Source organism: Acidovorax sp. GW823-FHT02H02, assembly GCF_058797075.1.
Genome location: NZ_JBXAJH010000004.1, coordinates 78,826 through 97,580, shown reverse-complemented (window position 1 = coordinate 97,580; position 18,755 = coordinate 78,826). Strand labels below are relative to the sequence as shown.

Sequence of the window (18,755 nt, the reverse complement as noted above, 5' to 3'; positions counted from 1 at the left end):
AAGTCCTCCCCCCACACAACATTGAAGGTGCGATCGTGAACGTTTTGATTACCGAATACCTGCGTATCAATCTGACTACCGAGAAATGGGAGTGCCGGGCTTGTAGCCATGAGATTGGCTCTGCCCGCGAGAACTACAAGCATGGGCTGTTGGTCCACAACCGAGACCCACGTGAAGTCCATAAGCCGCTGCTTGATCCGAGCAAGTACGAGCGCACCTTCTCGCCCAATCCAGACTGGTGTCGCATCCTGGAGTTCTACTGCCCCAGCTGCGGCACCCTGGTCGAGGCCGAATACCTTCCGCCTGGACATCCGCCGACCCATGACATTGAACTCGACATCGACGCGCTCAAGGAGCAGTGGAAGGACCGCGAAGAGGTGAAGGAACCCCCTGTCGGTGCTGAGCCAGTGCGCCGCGTTCACCACCATCACCACGACCATGACCACGGTCACCCCCATTGAGCAGGGAGGCACATTCCTATGAAACGCATTTCCGTTGACATTGGCGGCACGTTCACCGACTGTTTTGTCGCATGGGGCGAGCGATTCGTGCAGGCCAAGGCCCTTACCACCCATCAGAATCTTGCGCTGGGATTCAACGAGGCACTGGCAGAGGCTGGGCGCGAGTTGAACGTCGACTTGAGCGACATGCTGCGCCAAGTCGATTCAGTTCGTTACGCCACGACGCTCGGCACCAACGCACTGATCGAGCGCAAGGGGCCGCGCATTGGCCTGTTGACCACGGGAGGCTTCAAGGGGACCGTTCCACTGGCGCGAGCTGCGGGCTATGGCGTGGGACTGGACCAGGATCAGCAAATGGACGTGCCCAACGCGCAGCGCCCCGATCCACTCGTGCCAATCACGATGATTCGCGAGGTGCGTGAGCGCGTCGATTATCGGGGCGACATCGTGATCCCGCTTGATGAGGAGCAGTTGCGCACCCAGATTCGCGAGCTGGTCGATGCCGGAGCGGAAGCACTGGTGGTCAACCTCATCAACAGCGTCGTGAATTCCACGCACGAGCGCCGGGTGCGCGAAATCTTCCTGCGAGACTACCCGGGCCACATGCTGGGCGCGATCCCGCTGTTGCTCTCTCACCAGGTGGCAGGACGCAAGGGCGAATACGTGCGTTCGATGTCCACCATCATGGACGCATTCCTGCACCAGGTCATGTACCACGGCCTCGGCACGCTGGAGTTGAACCTGCGCTCGACAGGCTATGACAAGCCCATGCTGGTCAACCACAACTCGGGCGGCATGGCACAGCTCAATTCCACGGACGCATTGCAGACCGTGCACTCGGGGCCGGTCTCAGGCATCGCGGCCAGCGAACACCTGGCCTTGCAGGCGGAATTGGGAAACATCGTGGCCACGGACATGGGCGGCACGAGTTTCGACATCGGCCTCGTCGTCGACGGCGGCGTGAAGTACTACGACTTCAACCCGATCATCGAACGCTGGATGGTGAGTGCACCGATGGTCCACCTCGTCACCCTGGGGGCGGGCGGCGGTTCGATCTGCACCTTCGATCGCATGTACAAGACGGTGAAGGTCGGCCCCGAATCCGCAGGTTCCGATCCGGGGCCGGCCTGCTATGACCGCGGCGGCATGCGGCCCACCGTGACGGACGCAGACATGCTGCTCGGCTATCTGGATCCGGCCAACTATGCGGCAGGACGCATCAAGCTCAATCCGCGCCGTGCCAAGCAAGCCATCGAGGATGGGCTGGCCGAAGATCTTGACATGGAGGCCATTGAGGTTTGCAAGCTGATCAAGCAGACCGTTGACGCCAACATGGCAAACGGCATCGCCACCGAGTTGCGCACGCGCGGCTATGAGCCGGAGGAATTCACGATCTTGGCCTATGGCGGCAACGGCCCGTTGCATGCCTGCGGCATCGCCAAGGCGCTCGGGGTAAGCCGGGTGCTGGCACCACCGTTTGCCTCGGTCTTTTCCGCTGTAGGCGCGGGCAACATGAACCAGATGCACATCCATGAGATGAGCACCTATACCGTCTTGTTCGATGCCAACAAAAAGTCGCTGTTCTCGGACTACGCCACGTTCAACGCAGGCGTAGAGGAACTGGAACGGCGCGGCCACGAGGACCTGGTTCGCCAAGGGATGGATCCAGCCAGCATCGAATTCCGTCTGGAACTGGACATGCGCTACGGCAACCAGCGCGTACAGACCGCGGTGGTGACGGACCTGCATCGCCTGCGCTCGCAAAGCGACGTGCTCAAGCTGATCGATCAGTTCCACGGACGCTACGGCGAGCGTTTCGGCGCGGGTAGCCAGGCACCCGAAGCAGGCGTTCGCATCAACACGATCCGCGTGTGCTCGTTCGTCAAGCAGACCACCGTGCCATTCCGGGGCATCAAACCCAGCGGAAAGACACGTCCTGCGCCTGCCGCCGTGTCCGAACGTCTCTGCCACTACGCCGGCCACGACAAGCCTATGAAAACGCACGTCTACGACGAGGCCGCGCTGGCTGAAGGTACCGAGATTCACGGGCCCGCCATTGTCGTCACGCGCGCCACGACCTATCTGGTGGAGCCGGGATGGACCTATCTTGCTGCAGCCCAAGGCGCTGTCTGGTTCATCCGCAATCAAGCACATTGAGCGGATCCACATCCGACAACATCGAACTGGAGACTTCGAAATGAGCGATATGAATACGACTCTGACGGCAGAAGACAAGCGTCTGCTGGATCAGTTCCTGAACGACAACCAGCTGTTCTATGCACCGGATCCCGAGATCATGGCCAGCCATTCGATCTCGCCGCGATCGGCCGAGGAGGAACGGGTGCTTTCTCAAGAGGTCGATCCTCACAGGCTCAACCAGGTGCGCGGGATCGTCATCGCGGCCCTGGACGAGAGCTTCACGATGGTGGAGCAGATGGGCGCCGCGCCCGGCGCCAAGTGGGGCGACTTGGTAACGGGTATTTACACTGCCACGGGCGATTTGTCGATGATTGCGCCGCATGGCATCGTAGCGTTTGCAGGTTGCTGCCACTATCCGATCAAGTTCATCCGCAAGTATTGGGAGAAAGATCCGACGGTGGGCTTGCGCGAGGGGGACGGCTTTATCCACAACGACTCGCGCTACGGGGGCATCCACAATACCGATCAGTCGATGATCATGCCGGTGTATTGGAAAGGCGAGCTGATCTGCTGGATATCCTCGACCGTGCATGAAGGCGAGAACGGCGCTTGCGAGCCGGGTGGCATGCCGGCGGCGGCTGAAAGCAAGTTCGACGAGGGCCTGAAGATGTCGCCCTTCCGCCTGGTGGAGAACTTCGAGGTGCGCCGCGATCTACTGACCTTCTTGCAGAACTCGGTGCGTGACCCCAAGCTACAACTCGAGGACGTCAAGGTCAAGTTGCATGCGGTGATGCGCCTGCGCGAACGCGTGCTGCGTGTGTTGGAAGAGCATGGCAAGGATGCGTTGATCGCCGCTCTGCGCAAGAACCTCGAGGACGTCGAAGTGGAAGTGCTCCGGCGTATCGCGGAACTTCCCGACGGCACGACACGGGTACTCAGCTTCCCGGATTCGACGCTGCGCGAGAACGCCTTGCTCAAGTTCAGCCTTGCCGTGACCGTCAAGGGCGACCAGATGACGCTGGATCTGCGCGGCTCCTCGCCCGAGTTCCTCAACCGATCGATCAACACCAATTTCGCGTCGTTCAGAACGATTCTCCTTACGGCCTACTTGCAGAACGTTTGGCCCGATCTGCCGCACACGATGGCCGTTCTTTCACCGATCAAGGTCATCGCCGACGAGAACTCGCTCGTGTGCGCCTCGTTCGATACGCCGCAGGCAATGAGCTTGATCCCTCTGTTCAAGGGCATGACGCTGCCGGTGATTCCGATGGCCAAGCTCAGCTACAGCCTACCGCATCGCTACACGGCGATTGTCGCGCCGCAATACGACCAGCCGGCCACCTTCATCTATGGCGGCCTGACACAGCATGGCGAGTCCGTTGGCAACTTCTGTGCTGACATCAACGGCAACGGCCAAGGCGCACGCAGCCACCGCGATGGCGAGAACGCGCTGTCGCCGCCGTTCGGGTTCATGTGTGACATCGGCGAGCAGGAGTTGGCCGAGGAGGAGTTGCCCATCTTGCGCTTGGGTGGGCACAACATTGCCACCGATCGGGTGGGCTTCGGCAAGTACCGCGGTGGCTTCGGCTATGAGCAGATAGCGACGGTGCGCGGCAGCAACCTGTGGGGCTTCATGACGGGTTGCACGGGCTCAATTTTCTCGCCCTCGCCGGGCATGTTCGGTGGTTACGCCTCGCCCGTCTACGCACTGTGCAAGATTCGTGGCATCAACGTGTTCGACTTCGTCAAGAAGCATCCCGGCAAGATCACCTTCGACATCCTGTCGCTGATGAACGAACAGCCCATTCCGGATGCCAAGTACTCGACGCACGACATGGGCATGACCTTCGAGCTGGTCAACGAAGGCGAGATCTACATGATCTGTCAGGGCGGAGGGGCGGGCTATGGTGACGTGCTGGAGCGCGATCCAGCGCAAGTGGTCAAAGACGTGGAAGAAGGACTGATCTCGCACGAAACCGCGAAAGAACTCTTCAAAGTGGTCTACGACCCCCGAAACCTGCTGCTTGATGCCGATGCCACCCGGAAGGCTCGACACGACGAACGCAAGGCGCGTGTGGCACGCGGCAAGCCCTATCACGAGTTCATCAAGGAATGGCAGACAGCTGAACCACCCGCGCACATTCCGTACTTCGGGAGCTGGGACGACCCGAAGAAGATCTGGGCGATGAACGGCGGCCAGCGAGTGGTGCTCGATGCCGACAAGTTGACAGGCATGTTCATGCCGAATCCGAAGGATTTGCGTATCGGCAGGTTGGAGGCCGAGGTCGAGGCGCTGCGCGCCGAGCTTGAAGCAGCCAGGCCCTGACGCTGCGTGCAAGGCAGTCGCGGGCAATCTCGCCGCCCGCGACTGAGCTGTCCAGCAGGCGTGTAGGCGGTTCAGGAGCACCGGGAAAGATGGCAATTGCAAATGAAGGAGTGTGCGTCGTGAGCGAGGGAGATCTGTTGTGGGAGCCAACGAAGGAATGCATCGATTCCGCACCCTTGACCAGATTTGAACGCTGGCTCAATGAGACGAGAGGTCTGTCCTTTGCAGACTATGAGGAGTTGCGACGCTGGTCGGTGACCGACTTGGAGGGTTTTTGGTCGGCCATCTGGGACTATTTCAACGTGATCTCCGACACGCCGTATGAGACGGTTCTGGATCATCGGGTGATGCCAGGCGCTCGGTGGTTCGATGGGACGCGGATCAATTTCGCGGAACACGTGCTGCGGCATGAAGGCTCCGGCGACTCTTCGCAGATCGCCATCCATCATCACGCAGAGGCACGGGCGCCGGGGCATCTGACCTGGCGCCAGCTCGGCGGACAGGTTCGTCGCCTTGCGACACGCCTGCGGCAATCGGGCATCCAGCCAGGTGATCGGATCGTCTCCTACATGCCCGCCGTTCCAGAGACGGCCATTGCGATGCTCGCGACGATCGCAATCGGCGCGGTCTGGTCTTCGGCTGCACCGGAGTTTGGCTCCAGCACGGTCATCGAGCGCTTTTCTCAGATCGAGCCCCGGCTAATGTTTGCCGCTGATGGCTATCGCTTCGCGGGCAAGGATTTCGGGCGGAGAGAAGAGGTACGCACCATTGCGCAGGCGTTGCCATCCCTGGAGCAGGTTATCTGGCTGCGCAACATCGAGTCTGATGGACCACTCCCGGATCTGCCCGGCGTGTGCATCTGGGAAGAAGCGTTGTCGGGCGAAGACGTGTCGCGCGAGCAGTTCAGCTATACGCGCGTTCCGACCGATCATCCACTCTGGGTCGTCTTCTCCAGCGGCACGACAGGCTTGCCGAAAGCCATCGTCCACGGTCATCAGGGGGCATTGCTCGAATACCTCAAAATGATGCACCTGCACATGAACCTTGGCCCTGGTTCGGTGATGTTCTTCTACACCACCACGGGCTGGATCATGTGGAACGTGCTGCTGTCCTCGCTGCTCACGGGCGCGAGCGTCGTGTTGTATGACGGCAGTCCCGTGCATCCGAAGGCCGACACTTTGTGGGAGATTGCGGCGCAGACCGGCGTGACTTTTTTTGGAGCGAGCCCGAGTTACGTACAGATGATGGAGAAAGGCGGGATAGTCCCGAAGGATCGCCACGATCTCTCCCATTTGCAAGTCGTGAGCGTGAGCGGCGCTCCAGCCACGCCCGAAACGTACGAATGGTGCTATCGCGCCATCAAACGCGACCTTTGGGTGCTGTCGCTCTCGGGTGGCACCGAGGCCTGCGGAGCCTTCGTGGGTGGCGTGCCTACCCTGCCTGTTCATGCTGGCGAGATGCAGGCCCGTTCCCTGGGGATGGACGTGCAGGTGTGGTCGGACGACGGTGTGCGCAAGGATCTCGTGGATGAGGTGGGCGAACTGGTGGTGGCATCGCCCTTTCCATCCATGCCCCTGCGGTTCTGGGGAGATGCAGATGGCGCACGTTATCACGACGCCTATTTCTCGAATTTCCCGGGTGTCTGGCGCCACGGTGACTACATCAAGATCAACGCGCGTGGCGGATGCTGTATCTACGGACGCTCGGATTCCACGTTGAATCGCCATGGGGTGCGAATCGGCACTGCAGAGATCTACCGCGCAGTCGAACAGGTGGAGGGTGTCGCGGACAGCCTTGTCGTATGTTGCGAGCAGCATGACGGGGGGTTCTACATGCCCTTGTTCGTGAAGCTCAAACCGGGCTTCGTACTCGACGAGGAGATGCGGAAGCGCATTGTCACGAAGCTGCGAAAGGACTGCAGCCCGAGGCATGTACCAGACCAGATACTGCAAGTTCCCGATGTGCCCTATACGCTCACTGGCAAGAAGACAGAAATTCCTGTTCGCAAATTATTGACAGGGGGCGCCTTGGAGAAGGTTGTCAGTCGCGATGCCTTGAGGAATCCCTCGGCCATCGAATGGTATGCGGGGTACGCCAGAACGCTCGACCCAGTTGGAATCCGTGCTGCGGGAGAAGCCCCATGACGAATCATGAGAAAAAACTGACCCAACCGGCGGGCCACCCCATCCTCTGGTTGGACTATGTGGACTATGCCGCAGACCTGCTCGCCGCAGGCGCACCGCCTTGGCTTCATGTGGCGGATTGCATTGCGTGGCTGCGCAAGGCGCAGGGTCTGCTCCATTCCGATGTCGTTACGTTGCCAGTAAACGAACTGACGCGAGCCTGGATATCGGCACATGCCAACCTACGGCAGTCGATGGCGGCACGCAGGAAGGTGGGGTACCCGCTCAAGGCCTTGCTGGGCGATGCCGCGCTGCGGGAGTATCTGATCGAGCTCCTGAGCGGATTGCGTGCGAGTTTCGGTGGAACCATACTGGCACTGACCTGCCCGGTGCCCGAGGCCTGGATCGCAGAGGCCTATGAAGATGCCTCTGGTGACGGCGCTTCGACAGAGATCGACGACGATGCAGTGGATGCTGCAGCCGTCCATATCGCCGATTTCTTGCGGATATTCGGCCAATCCGGGCTTGACGTTCTTCTGCTAACTGGCATGACCGGTGCGGTGACCAGAATTGAATCTCGTCTTGAACTCTATCAACCGATCTTCAACGTCTGCGGTCACTATCGGTGGGATGCCGGACTGCTCGCCGCAGACGGCACGGGGGATGCGATGCCCCCTGACATGACATTTGCTGTAACGCGTGCTTCCACGCCAGGCGGGCGTGGCTTGGTTCTCGTCCCTGAGTCTTTCTGGACGGAGGGCTCTGTGCAGAAAAATGCTCTTGGAGAACGGCTCTATGCCCGAATCCCGGCGCATGGGACGCCAGAAACGGTGCTCCAGCGGTTGTCCAGCCTTCGGCAGTAGGGCTCAACGCTGGTAGCGATTTTTCATCATTCGAATACAGGAGATATTGGACATGAAGCGTTTGGACGGAAAGGTCGTGTTGATCACGGGCGGCGGCGGTGGAATCGGCGCCGAAACCGCGCGTCTCTTCGCCGCAGAAGGTGCGCGTGTCGTGCTCGCCGATTTGCAAGAGCCCGCGCTGCAGTCTGTGGTGCAGGAGATCGGAACCGAGATTTCAAGCTATATCGTGACCGACGTGTCGGATGGGGGGCAGATGAAACAGGCGGTGGAGACTGCCGTGCAACGATATGGACGGCTGGATGTCCTGTTCGCCAACGCGGGAACGGAAGGACGCATTGTTCCGCTGGTCGACTACGAACCCTCGGAGTTCCAGCGCGTTATCGACGTCAATGTGATGGGCGTTTTTCTCGGCCTCAAGTACACGATTCCAGTGATGCAGAAGCAAGGTGGTGGCAGCATCATCATTACCTCGTCGATTGGTGGCCTCAAGGGATTTGCCGGGTTGTCGGCTTATGTCACAAGCAAGCACGCTCTTGTTGGAATGATGCGCTCTGCAGTGCTTGAGATCGGAAACTCCGGTGTGCGTGTCAACACGATCCACCCGTCACCTATCGAAACCAGAATGATGCGCTCAATCGAGGAAGGTGCCGCACCCGGCCAGGGCAGCGCGGTCAAAAAGCAGTTCGAGGCATCGATTCCGGCGGGACGCTACGGTACGCCCACTGAAGTCGCTCAGACCGCTCTTTTCCTGGCGAGTGACGAGAGTCGGTTCTGCACAGGCGGACGCTACAGTGTGGATGGAGGAATGTCGGCAGGCTGAGCACTCGCGATTTGGGCCCTCGGATGGAACTGGAGAGCAATGGCATGGCAAGGAATCCACGCAAGCCGAACACAAGTGCCCAAGTGCAAGACGAACGCCTTGGCTATGAGCACAAGCTTGCGGCCCCGCGTGGGTACCGACATGCGATCAGCAGAGATGCTCTGCTGGCGAGAATTCTGGATGAAGGTGATGCGCGGGTGATTCTCCTGCAGGCTCCAGCGGGCCACGGCAAGACCACGTTGTTGCAGCAACTTCAGGCCGGCTACGAATCGCAAGGGTACGCCACGGGCTGGATTTCGATCGACGAGTCGGACAACGACGTTCAGCGTTTCTACGCCCACCTGCGGGCCATGGTGTCCGACATGCGCAGGAGAAGTGGACCGGTGCACTGCGAGCCGGCGATGGGTGCTGATGAATTCCGATCCGACTGGCTGGTCGCTCAGCTCCTGGAGATCGGCAAGCCGGTACGCATCTTCCTGGACGATCTTCATGCGGTCGGCACCCGATCGACACTGAACGTGATCCGGGAGGTTCTGGGAAACGCGCCTGATGGAGTCCAGTTTGTCATCGCATCCAGGACGCCGCCGGACATCGGAATTCCTCGGCTTGTGGTAAATGATCAAGCGCTCGTATTGCGAACGGATGACCTGAGTTTTTCGCGAGAAGAGGCCGGTTCCTTCTTCGCTAACGGCAATGTCCGTCTCAGTGATCAAGAGATCGGCGTCATCCATCGGCAGACGGAAGGATGGCCCGCCGCACTTCAGCTCTACCGATTGGCTCTGGGCAACCCGGCGATACGGCAGTCTCTGCAACGGATCGGCGAGTACCGGCCCAGGGAGTTGGCGGAATACTTGTCCGAGAATGTGCTCAGTTCTCTGCCGGAAGAGTGGCGGGACTTTCTTCTGAAATCCGCTCCTCTGTCTCGGATGTCAGCGGAACTTTGTGATGCCGTTCTTGAACGCAGCGATTCGCTTACCGTGCTGACGCAAGTCGAGAAGGCGGGCTTGTTCATGAGGCGGCTGAGTGCGGACGGTGAATGGTTCGTATATCACGCGCTGTTCAGGGCATTCCTGGTGGAGCAATTGCGATTGGGTGACCCGGGATCCGCTTCGCGCATTCGGCGGGTTGCCGCGTGCTGGTTTCGGGACAGAGGCTACCTGGAAGAAGCGCTCTCGCACTATTCAGAGGCTGGCGACCATTCCGACGCCGCTGACGTTCTCGAAATCTGGTCGGATCGGCTGATACCCGATGCGCATCTAGAGACGGTGGAGCGCTGGGCCGATCGCATTCCGCTCAAAGAACTGGAGCAGCGACCGGGCCTGGCCGTGAAGATCGTGTGGTCTCAGGTTTTTCTTCGCAATCACCAGAAGATGAAGCCGCTGCTCTCCATGATGCAGCGACAGCGTGCATTGCCTGCCCCCACTTCGGACAGCATGGCTGACCCGGATGTCGTATTGGCCATGGTGGCGATCTTGGAGGATGACCTGCCGCGCGCGGCCAAGACCGTCGAGTCCATTGACACTGAGGAGCCTGACCCTCGGCCCTTCAGGATTTTTGAGCTCAGCGCAGTGTCCAATGCGCGGGGTTATGCGGCATTCGCGGCCGGGGATTTCGGGTCGGCATACGAGAACTTCAAGCGCGCTCGGGAGATGAGTGCACCTTCCGGAACAAGCTTTGCGTGGGCCTATTCGATCGCGAAATCATCTCTGGCCCACCTGGCCCAGGGTCAGCTTCAAGAAGCTGCCACCCAGTTGAGCATAGCCATGGCGGATCCTCGAATGTACGCGGACGAGTCCGTCTCGCAAGCGTCATTGGTGTCTGCGCACATTCTGGCGCTTTACGAAGCGAACGATCTCGACGCGGCAGAGGCGCGATTTGTCCGCTTTCGTGACACCATCGCCAATGCCGCATTGCATGACTATTTGGTCGTTGCCTATGTTTCGATGGCGAGAATTCACGACGCACGGGGCAGGCCCAGCAAAGCGCTGGAACTTCTGGATGAAGCCGACAGCATCTGCTTTGCCAGCCGTTGGCCACGCGCCTCAACGCTACTGGCGTGGGAGCGAGTGAGAAGGGAAATCGTTCTGGGCGAGTTGGATCGCGCACTCACCATTGTGGAGCGGGAGGATCACGAGGCAGATGTGTCTGCCGGTTGGATTCGCTTCTCCGAGGAGACCGATGGCAGCGCTATCGGCCGCATCAGGTTGGCAGTGCACGGCGGCCAGCGGATTCATTCGATTCAAGCGATATCGTTTCTGCTCCAAGAAGCGAGTCAGAAGGGTTGGGTACGGCGTGAGATTAAGCTCCATATTCTGGCGGCTATTGCCCATTGGCTGGATGGTTCGGAGCAGCACGCCGTGTCCCAATTGAGTGAGGCGCTGCGATTGGCTTCTCCAGGTGGCTTCATCCGCACCTTTGCCGATGAAGGGCCCATCATAAAGCCGCTCCTTGCAGCCCATGCTCTTAGACAGGAACATGGCGAAAGGCCAGAGGCAAAAGAAAACCGTCCAGGGAAATTCTTGCTGGCGCTCTATGAGTTGATGAATATTGAGGTCAAGGGCGACTCTCACTCGATTTCATCATTTTCTTCTGCAAGCAGCGAAGCCTTCCAGCCACTGGAGCCTTTCACGAAGAAGGAGACCAAGATCTTGACTTTGTTGACTGGCTATGCCTCGAATGAGGATATCGCAAAGCAGATGCATTTATCCAAGGACGGCGTGAAGTATCACATCAAGAACATCTATGCAAAACTCGCGGTAAGCAGTCGCATTCAAGCGATCAAAATTGCAAAGCAGATGCGTTTGGACTGAGTTCTGAAGTGATGAGGAAGAATCTGTGATGTGCCTGCAGATCAGGTGCTCAGAGCTTTCAGCGGATTCCACCGCTTACCTTCGAAGGCCTTGCCTATGATCGTGACAGACCATTCGGTAAGGACCGTCTTTTTGGCCAAGGCCGCCACGACGCCGTCGCAATAGCGTCGCTGCAGCAGCCGCTCGATCCAGCGGACTCGAAAACATGCATGGCCATGCCTGGAGATCTTGCGATCGCCAATTTCCGCCTCTTGCCGCCGGCGTCAACTGCCGTGAGCCCAGCCGACCCAGGAAGCGACCTTGCATTCGCGCTGGAGTCGCCGACGGCTGCCACAAACGCAGAGGCAGTGAAATCTCCAATACCGGGATCTGCTGGCTGGTCTGCATTTGCCGTTCCTCTCGGATCATGGCGCAACAAAGTCCACCCACAAGGGTAGGGTTCATTTCTTGGAATGCGCTCAAGATCAAATGCCAAGCTAGCGCTTGAGCTGTGCTTGGATCTCAATCTCAGCAAGTAACGATGTATAGGAGACAGAAAACATGGGACGAGTGCAAGGGAAAGTCGCGCTGATCACCGGTGGCGCCAAAGGCATAGGGCGTGCGGCAGCTTTAATGTTGGCCCGCGAGGGTGCACAGGTGGTGGTGACAGACCTCGACGAAGTAGAAGGCAATGGCGTGGTGCGGGCTGTAAAGGACGCAGGCGGCGATGCAATCTTTCTGCGTCACGATGTGACGGACGAGTCATCATGGATGCACATCATCGAGCGCAGCGTCGCGCAGTACGGTGGCTTGCAGATCGTCGTCAACAATGCCGGCATCGCGGTTCCTAACAGCGCCGAGGATGAAACCCTCGAGGGTTGGCGACGTACGATGGCCGTCAATCTGGATGGCGTATTCCTCGGCACGAAGCATGCAATTCGAGCCATGAAGAATGGTGTTGGTTCAATCATCAATATATCCTCGATCGAGGGAATCATCGCTGACCCTAAAATTGCCGCCTACAACGCCAGTAAAGGTGGGGTGCGAATTTTCTCCAAATCGGCCGCGCTTCATTGCGCTCAAGCCGGCTATCGCATCCGAGTAAACACGATTCACCCAGGTTACATCTGGACCCCGATGGTTGAAGGTTTTTTGACCGACCTAGGCGATGTAGATGCAGGACGGCAAGCCGTCGCGAAGATGCATCCAGTCGGGCATCTGGGCCAGCCTGACGACATTGCGTACGGCGTGCTCTATCTTGCCTCGGATGAATCCTCTTTCGTGACGGGTAGCGAACTTGTCATCGACGGTGGGTACACCGCGCAGTAAGCATTTTTTTGCTTGATGCCATGCTGCCGGTCTCAACTCGAGCTAGGCTAGACTGAGCAGCGTGGTGGAAAAATTTTATATTTTTCGGGCAAAGCGCGGGCCTGCAAGAATTCTCGACAGGAGGGACGGATGCAGCCAAGACCGCCTGTACTATTTTCTTGAATCCCGAAGCGACTAGTTGGCGCAACGTTATGGACGAAGGGATGGACTCATAAGGACCTGATTTTCTTTATTTCGTGTAGCGATGGAGTTTGTTTCTCCCAGTGCGGTTCGCAAATAAGCTATATCAATTTTCTCGTGATATATGCATTGAAGGATGACTAAAAATTCGTATGGAGTTGAGGCATTTTCGATGCTTCCTTGCTGTGGCCGAAGAATTGCATTTCGCGCGTGCAGCCGGCCGACTGCATATCGACCAGTCGCCGCTCTCACGCACGATCAAAGAGTTGGAGGAAGAACTCGGCGCTCGGCTTTTCATTCGCACTACCCGCAGCACACAGCTGACTCGCGCAGGTAGGATGCTCTTGGAGCATGTGCCGCGCATCTTCACGGCTGTGGAGCAAGCCCGCGATAGTGTCAGATCTGCGGCCAACGGCTTTCATGGGCAGTTGCGCATTGCATTGTCTGACGGGATCACGCCCTCACGCCTTCCTTCCCTGTTGGCCCGCTATCGTGTGGAGAGTCCTGAGATCGAGGTGCGGTTGTGCGAGGCGCCGCTGGCCCAGCAGATCAAGGGTCTGCACGATGACCTGTACGACGCTGGCTTTTCGATGGCCGACGACGTGGGCGATGGCATCGTGGCCATACCCGCCTGGAAGGATGAACTGATAGTGGCTGTACCGGATCGTCATCCCTTGCTCGCCTACAAACGCATTCCGCTGAACGAAGTGCTGCGCCATGCGCTGGTGCTGAGCGATCCTATAGTGTGCGAAGGCCATGCGCGCCAGGTAGACCGCTTTCTGCGCCAGCAGGATCAGGAGCCGCTGATAGCGCAGCGCGTGGCAACCTTCGACGTGATGATGACCTTGGTGTCCGCCGGGCTGGCCTTGGGCCTGGCGGGCGCGGCGCACATCGCCGCTAGCCGGGAACCGGGCGTCGTGGGCCGGCCCCTGGAGGGCAAACCGCCCATGCTCACGACCTACCTGCTGCGCCGTGACGCAGAACCGTCCGAAGAGCTGGCCCGGTTTGTCGAGCGGGTTGTAACCCTTGGCTGTGATGACGGCAGTAATGTGATCAGTGGCGCTTGAATCTACGCTTGGAAAGGACTCGAACCATGAATAAGTGGATGCTGCTGGTGATGTTGGTAGCCACCGCGCTGGCAGCATGCGGTCCAACCCAGCCTTCAGAAACCGTGGACTTCCTCGTGGCCCACCCCGAGCGCCTCAAGGAAGTCCAGCGCCTGTGCAAGGAAGACCGCGCGAAGGCTGGCGAAGAACTCTGCCGTCGTGCCGCCGAGGCCGCGAATCGCCGCTTCTTCGGCGATCGGCCGGAGCAGAAATCCAAATAGCGCCCCTTGCCGTCGCCTCGCCGCGACGAAGTTCTCGCTGTTACCTCATCACGCCGCAGCGCGCTCGCGCATGCGGCGTTTTTATTGTCTTCGCCGCAGCAATAAGTCTGGCTTTTTGGGCCTGAATCCCCGCCATAACGGTCTTTGACCGGCCTGCACGCTCGCCTTGATCCTCGGCACTACGGCACGTTCTTGTGCAGTGATGGGAGGTTGGCGAATGCAAGGAACGAACGTGCTGTTCGGTCAGATTGCCGTTGTCTTTGGCATCGTGATCGCTGGCGTATGGAGCGCCACGCAATGGACAGCAGCGGCGCTGGGCTACCAGCTACGCCTGGGATCGCCCTTGTTCGACTTCCTCGGCACGCCGGTCTATCACCCCTGGCGCCTGTTCGAGTGGTGGTTCTTCTTCGACGCCTACGCGCCGCATGTCTTCGACGTGGGCGGTGCCATTGCCGCAGGCAGCGGCCTGATCGCGGTGGTGGTCGCCATCGGCATGTCGATCTGGCGCTCGCGCCAGTCCAAGCTGGTCACGACCTACGGCACGGCGCGCTGGGCCAATGCGGAGGACATTCGCAAAGCGGGCCTTGACCAGCCTGCGGGCGTGTTCCTCGGCCAGCATCGCCAGCAGTACCTGCGGCACGAAGGCCCGGAGCACGTCCTGACCTTCGCGCCTACGCGCTCGGGCAAGGGCGTCGGCTTGGTGGTGCCGACCCTGCTGTCCTGGCCGGCCTCGGCCGTCATCCATGACATCAAGGGCGAGAACTGGCAAATCACCGCCGGCTGGCGCTCGCGTTTCTCGCATTGCCTGCTGTTCAACCCGACTGATGCGAGGTCGGCCGCCTACAACCCGCTGCTGGAGGTGCGGCGCGGCGCGCACGAGGTGCGCGATGTGCAGAATATCGCGGACATCCTGGTCGATCCCGAAGGGGCGCTGGAGCGGCGCAACCACTGGGAGAAGACTTCGCACGCGCTGCTGGTGGGCGCGATCCTGCATGTGCTCTATGCGGGCGAGGACAAGACGCTGCGCGGTGTCGCCAACTTCCTCAGCGACCCGGCGTGCCCCTTCGAGCTGACCTTGCACCGGATGATGACCACGCCGCATCTTGGCGAAGGGCCGCATCCCGTTGTCGCTTCGGCGGCGCGCGAAGTGCTCAACAAGAGCGACAACGAACGCTCGGGCGTGCTGTCCACGGCCATGTCGTTCCTCGGCCTTTACCGCGATCCCACGGTGGCCGAAGTCACGTCGCGCTGCGACTGGCGCATCGCCGATCTGATCGCGGCCGAACATCCAGTGTCGCTGTACCTCGTTGTTCCGCCTTCGGACATTTCGCGGACGAAGCCATTGATCCGCCTGATCCTCAACCAGATCGGGCGGCGGCTCACGGAATCGCTCGATGGCTCCGACGGCATTGAGCGCCGTCACAAGCTGCTGTTGATGCTCGATGAATTCCCCGCGCTCGGGCGCCTGGATTTCTTCGAGACGGCCTTGGCCTTCATGGCGGGCTATGGCATCCGCAGCTTCCTCATCGCGCAGAGCCTGAATCAGATCGACAAGGCCTACGGCCAGAACCATTCGATCCTAGACAACTGCCATGTGCGCGTGACGTTCGCCACCAACGACGAGCGCACGGCCAAGCGGATTTCCGAAACGCTGGGCACCGCAACCGAGCTGCGTGCGCAACGCAACTATGCGGGCCACCGGCTCGCGCCGTGGCTGGGACACCTGATGGTGTCGCGGCAGGAGACGGCCCGCCCACTGTTGACGCCGGGCGAGGTCATGCAGCTTCCGCCCGATGAAGCCGTGGTGATGGTGTCCAGCTTGGCACCGATCAAGGCGAAGAAGCTGCGCTATTACGCGGACAGCAATTTCAAGCGGCGCGTGCTGCCGCCGCCCGTGTTTGCGGCCGGGCGCTATGCCGACGTCCCCCCCTCACGCCCAGACGACTGGAGCGGGCTACCGATTCCTGCTGTTCAAGCAACTCAGGCCATAGACACCGCCGATGGCCTGGAGAACCTCGATTCGGCCGACGACGGCGGCCCACGCCACCAGCCCGAACTTTCCGACGCCATCGCCTATGACCCCGAGCAGGCCATGCCCACAGCCGATCTCGGGCTGCTCGATGACGACGACCTGCCGCTTCCCCTTCCTCGCCAGCTCGATCCGGCCCTGCAGCGCACGGCCCGCCTGGCTTCCCTCGACCCTGATGACGGAATCGACCTATGACCCAACACCGCCTCAATGTGTTCATCCAGCCGGAGCACAGCAAGCGGCTCGATGAACTGGCCGCCAAGAAGGGCGTGTCCAAGTCCAGCATCGTCGCGGCGGCCCTGGCCTCCTGGCTGTCGCCCGATGCGGCCGACCAGCGCGAGGCGGCGATTGCCAAGCGGCTGGATCGCCTGTCGCGCCATGCCGAGCGCCTGGAGCGCGACCAGAACATCCAGATCGAGACGCTGGCACTGTTCATCCGCTACTTCCTGACGGTCAGCACGCCGGTGCCCGAGGCCCATCAGGACGCCGCCCGCGCACAGGGCAGGGCGCGCTTCGAGCATTTCGTGGAGCAGTTGGGCCGCCACCTGCTGCGCGGGCGCAGCCTGGTGCGCGACGTGGTGGACGAGCTGAATCCCGATCCGATGCGGATGGCGAACACAGCCGAAGCACAGGAGCGTGCCTTATGAGCGCCGTTCCTTCCTTCACCGCCGTTTCGCTGGATCGCCGCATCCAGATGCTGCGCACCGCGATGGGGCCGCTGATCGCCGCCGCGCTCGAAGACCCGGACGTGGTGGAAGTCATGCTCAACCCCGACCGCACGCTCTGGGTGGATCGCCTGTCCACAGGCCGCGCGCCGATGGGCGTGGAGCTGTCCGAGGCCGATGGCGAACGCATCATCCGCCTCGTTGCCGCCCACGTCGGGGCCGAGGTGCATCGCGGCCAGCCGCTCTTGACGGCAGAGCTGCCCGAGACGGGCGAACGCTTCGAGGGCATCCTGCCGCCCGCCGCACCGGGGCCGGCCTTCGCCTTGCGCAAGCGTGCTGTCGGCGTGATCCCGCTGTCGCGCTATATCGAGGACGGGATGATGACCGCCGCGCAGACAGGCTTGCTGGTGCGCGCCGTGCGCGAGCGCCAGAACATCCTGATCGCCGGTGGGACGAGCACCGGCAAGACCACCTTGGCCAATGCGCTGTTGGCGGAGATTGCCGCCACTGGCGACCGCGTGCTGGTGCTCGAAGACACGGTGGAGCTGCAGTGCGCGGCCCGCGATCACGTACCGCTGCGCACGCGCCAGGGCGTGGTGTCGATGACCGAGCTGGTGCGTTCGTCCATGCGCCTGCGCCCGGATCGCGTGGTCGTCGGCGAGGTGCGCGGCGCCGAGGCGCTGGATCTCATCAAGGTGTGGGGCACTGGCCATCCGGGCGGCATCGCCACGATCCATGCCGGCTCCGCACTGGGCGCGCTGCTGCGCCTGGAGCAACTGATTCTCGAAGTGGCGGTGAACCCGCCCCGTGCGCTGATCGCGGAAGCGGTCAATGTGGTCATCCACATCGCCGGGCGCGGACGAAAGCGCCGCATCGAGAGCATCGCCCGCGTCGTCGGCTTCGATGGCGTGGGCTACCAACTGGCGGATGCGCTGGAGGCTCCATTCCCGAAGCTGCTGCCGCAGTCCGACCTTTCCTCTCTGTCCCCTAACCACTCTGGAGAACTGCCATGACGCACGTTGATGCTTTCCGTATTTCTGTAAATCCACCTCTCTCGGCTGCTCGCCGCTCCAACCTTGCGCGACTGGAGGGTCTGGCTCGCCCGGCCCTGCAAGGCTTGATGCTCGCGGCCTTCATGCTGCTGCTTGCGGGCACCGCCCAGGCCGCGGGTTCCTCGATGCCCTGGGAAGGGCCGCTGCAATCCATTCTCGAATCCATCCAGGGGCCGGTGGCCCGGATCATCGCGGTCATCATCATCATCGCCACAGGCCTGGCGCTGGCCTTCGGCGATACCTCGGGTGGCTTCCGCAAGCTGATCCAGATCGTCTTCGGTCTGTCGATCGCGTTTGCCGCGTCCTCGTTCTTCCTGTCGTTCTTCAGCTTCTCGGGCGGAGCCGTCGTATGAGCGCGGCCCACGATGGCGTGCAGGGTTTCGCTTCGGGCTTCGCCCCTGGTCTCGAGATTCCGCTGCACCGCTCGCTGACCGATCCGATCCTGATGGGCGGTGCGCCGCGCACCGTGGCGATTGCCAACGGCACGCTGGCTGCCGCCGTGGGCTTGGGCTTGCAACTGTGGATTCCGGGCGTGGTGCTCTGGATCGCTGGCCATGTGCTGGCGGTCTGGGGCGCGCGTGTCGATCCGCAGTTCATGCAGGTCTTCGCGCGCCACATCAAGCACCGGCCGCTGCTGGACGTGTAGGGGGAT

General features: G+C 60.8%; 15 protein-coding genes. All 15 read left to right on the top strand.

The genetic code is table 11. The annotated features are described in order from the left end of the window. Positions 1–35: 35 nt before the first annotated feature. Positions 36–461, top strand: coding sequence for an acetone carboxylase subunit gamma (locus AC1RDS_RS05725; RefSeq protein ID WP_210436241.1), 426 nt, complete (start codon positions 36–38; stop codon positions 459–461). Positions 462–479: 18 nt separating this feature from the next. Further along, positions 480–2,618, top strand: a complete 2,139-nt coding sequence (locus AC1RDS_RS05720; RefSeq protein ID WP_060986225.1) for a hydantoinase/oxoprolinase family protein — start codon at positions 480–482, stop codon at positions 2,616–2,618. Between the two features lie 40 nt (positions 2,619–2,658). Further along, positions 2,659–4,926 carry a hydantoinase B/oxoprolinase family protein gene (locus AC1RDS_RS05715; RefSeq protein ID WP_060986224.1) on the top strand — a complete coding sequence of 756 codons (2,268 nt, stop codon included), beginning with the start codon at positions 2,659–2,661 and terminating at the stop codon, positions 4,924–4,926. Between the two features lie 119 nt (positions 4,927–5,045). Continuing rightward, positions 5,046–7,070 (top strand): acetoacetate--CoA ligase, encoded by a 2,025-nt coding sequence (locus AC1RDS_RS05710; RefSeq protein WP_296336755.1) that lies wholly within the window; start codon positions 5,046–5,048, stop codon positions 7,068–7,070. Beyond that, positions 7,067–7,912: a hypothetical protein gene (locus AC1RDS_RS05705; RefSeq protein ID WP_492226734.1), complete on the top strand. Its 846-nt coding sequence runs from the start codon at positions 7,067–7,069 to the stop codon at positions 7,910–7,912. The genes AC1RDS_RS05710 and AC1RDS_RS05705 overlap by 4 nt, the downstream gene beginning before the upstream one ends. A 52-nt stretch (positions 7,913–7,964) precedes the next feature. Further along, positions 7,965–8,732: an SDR family NAD(P)-dependent oxidoreductase gene (locus AC1RDS_RS05700; protein WP_060986221.1), complete on the top strand. Its 768-nt coding sequence runs from the start codon at positions 7,965–7,967 to the stop codon at positions 8,730–8,732. Positions 8,733–8,815: 83 nt separating this feature from the next. Then, positions 8,816–11,542, top strand: a complete 2,727-nt coding sequence (locus tag AC1RDS_RS05695; protein WP_492226733.1) for a winged helix-turn-helix domain-containing protein — start codon at positions 8,816–8,818, stop codon at positions 11,540–11,542. Between the two features lie 540 nt (positions 11,543–12,082). Next, entirely contained in the window at positions 12,083–12,850 is a 768-nt protein-coding gene (locus AC1RDS_RS05690; protein ID WP_060986219.1) for a glucose 1-dehydrogenase, read from the top strand. 332 nt (positions 12,851–13,182) lie between these two features. Further along, positions 13,183–14,097, top strand: coding sequence for a LysR family transcriptional regulator (locus AC1RDS_RS05685; protein ID WP_060986218.1), 915 nt, complete (start codon positions 13,183–13,185; stop codon positions 14,095–14,097). Positions 14,098–14,123: 26 nt separating this feature from the next. After that, positions 14,124–14,357 (top strand): EexN family lipoprotein, encoded by a 234-nt coding sequence (locus tag AC1RDS_RS05680; RefSeq protein ID WP_060986217.1) that lies wholly within the window; start codon positions 14,124–14,126, stop codon positions 14,355–14,357. A gap of 217 nt (positions 14,358–14,574) precedes the next feature. Next, entirely contained in the window at positions 14,575–16,581 is a 2,007-nt protein-coding gene (locus AC1RDS_RS05675) for a conjugal transfer protein TraG (RefSeq protein WP_060986216.1), read from the top strand. Further along, a complete protein-coding gene (locus tag AC1RDS_RS05670) occupies positions 16,578–17,033 on the top strand; it encodes a CopG family transcriptional regulator (protein WP_060986215.1) in 456 nt (151 codons plus the stop codon). The genes AC1RDS_RS05675 and AC1RDS_RS05670 overlap by 4 nt, the downstream gene beginning before the upstream one ends. Continuing rightward, on the top strand, positions 17,030–18,064 hold the full coding sequence (gene trbB / locus AC1RDS_RS05665; protein WP_060986214.1) for a P-type conjugative transfer ATPase TrbB: 1,035 nt from the start codon (positions 17,030–17,032) through the stop codon (positions 18,062–18,064). The genes AC1RDS_RS05670 and trbB overlap by 4 nt, the downstream gene beginning before the upstream one ends. Then, positions 18,061–18,456 (top strand): TrbC/VirB2 family type IV secretion system protein, encoded by a 396-nt coding sequence (locus tag AC1RDS_RS05660; protein ID WP_060986213.1) that lies wholly within the window; start codon positions 18,061–18,063, stop codon positions 18,454–18,456. Before trbB ends, AC1RDS_RS05660 begins: the two co-directional genes overlap by 4 nt. Beyond that, a complete protein-coding gene (locus AC1RDS_RS05655; RefSeq protein WP_492226732.1) occupies positions 18,453–18,749 on the top strand; it encodes a VirB3 family type IV secretion system protein in 297 nt (98 codons plus the stop codon). The genes AC1RDS_RS05660 and AC1RDS_RS05655 overlap by 4 nt, the downstream gene beginning before the upstream one ends. Positions 18,750–18,755: the final 6 nt, after the last annotated feature.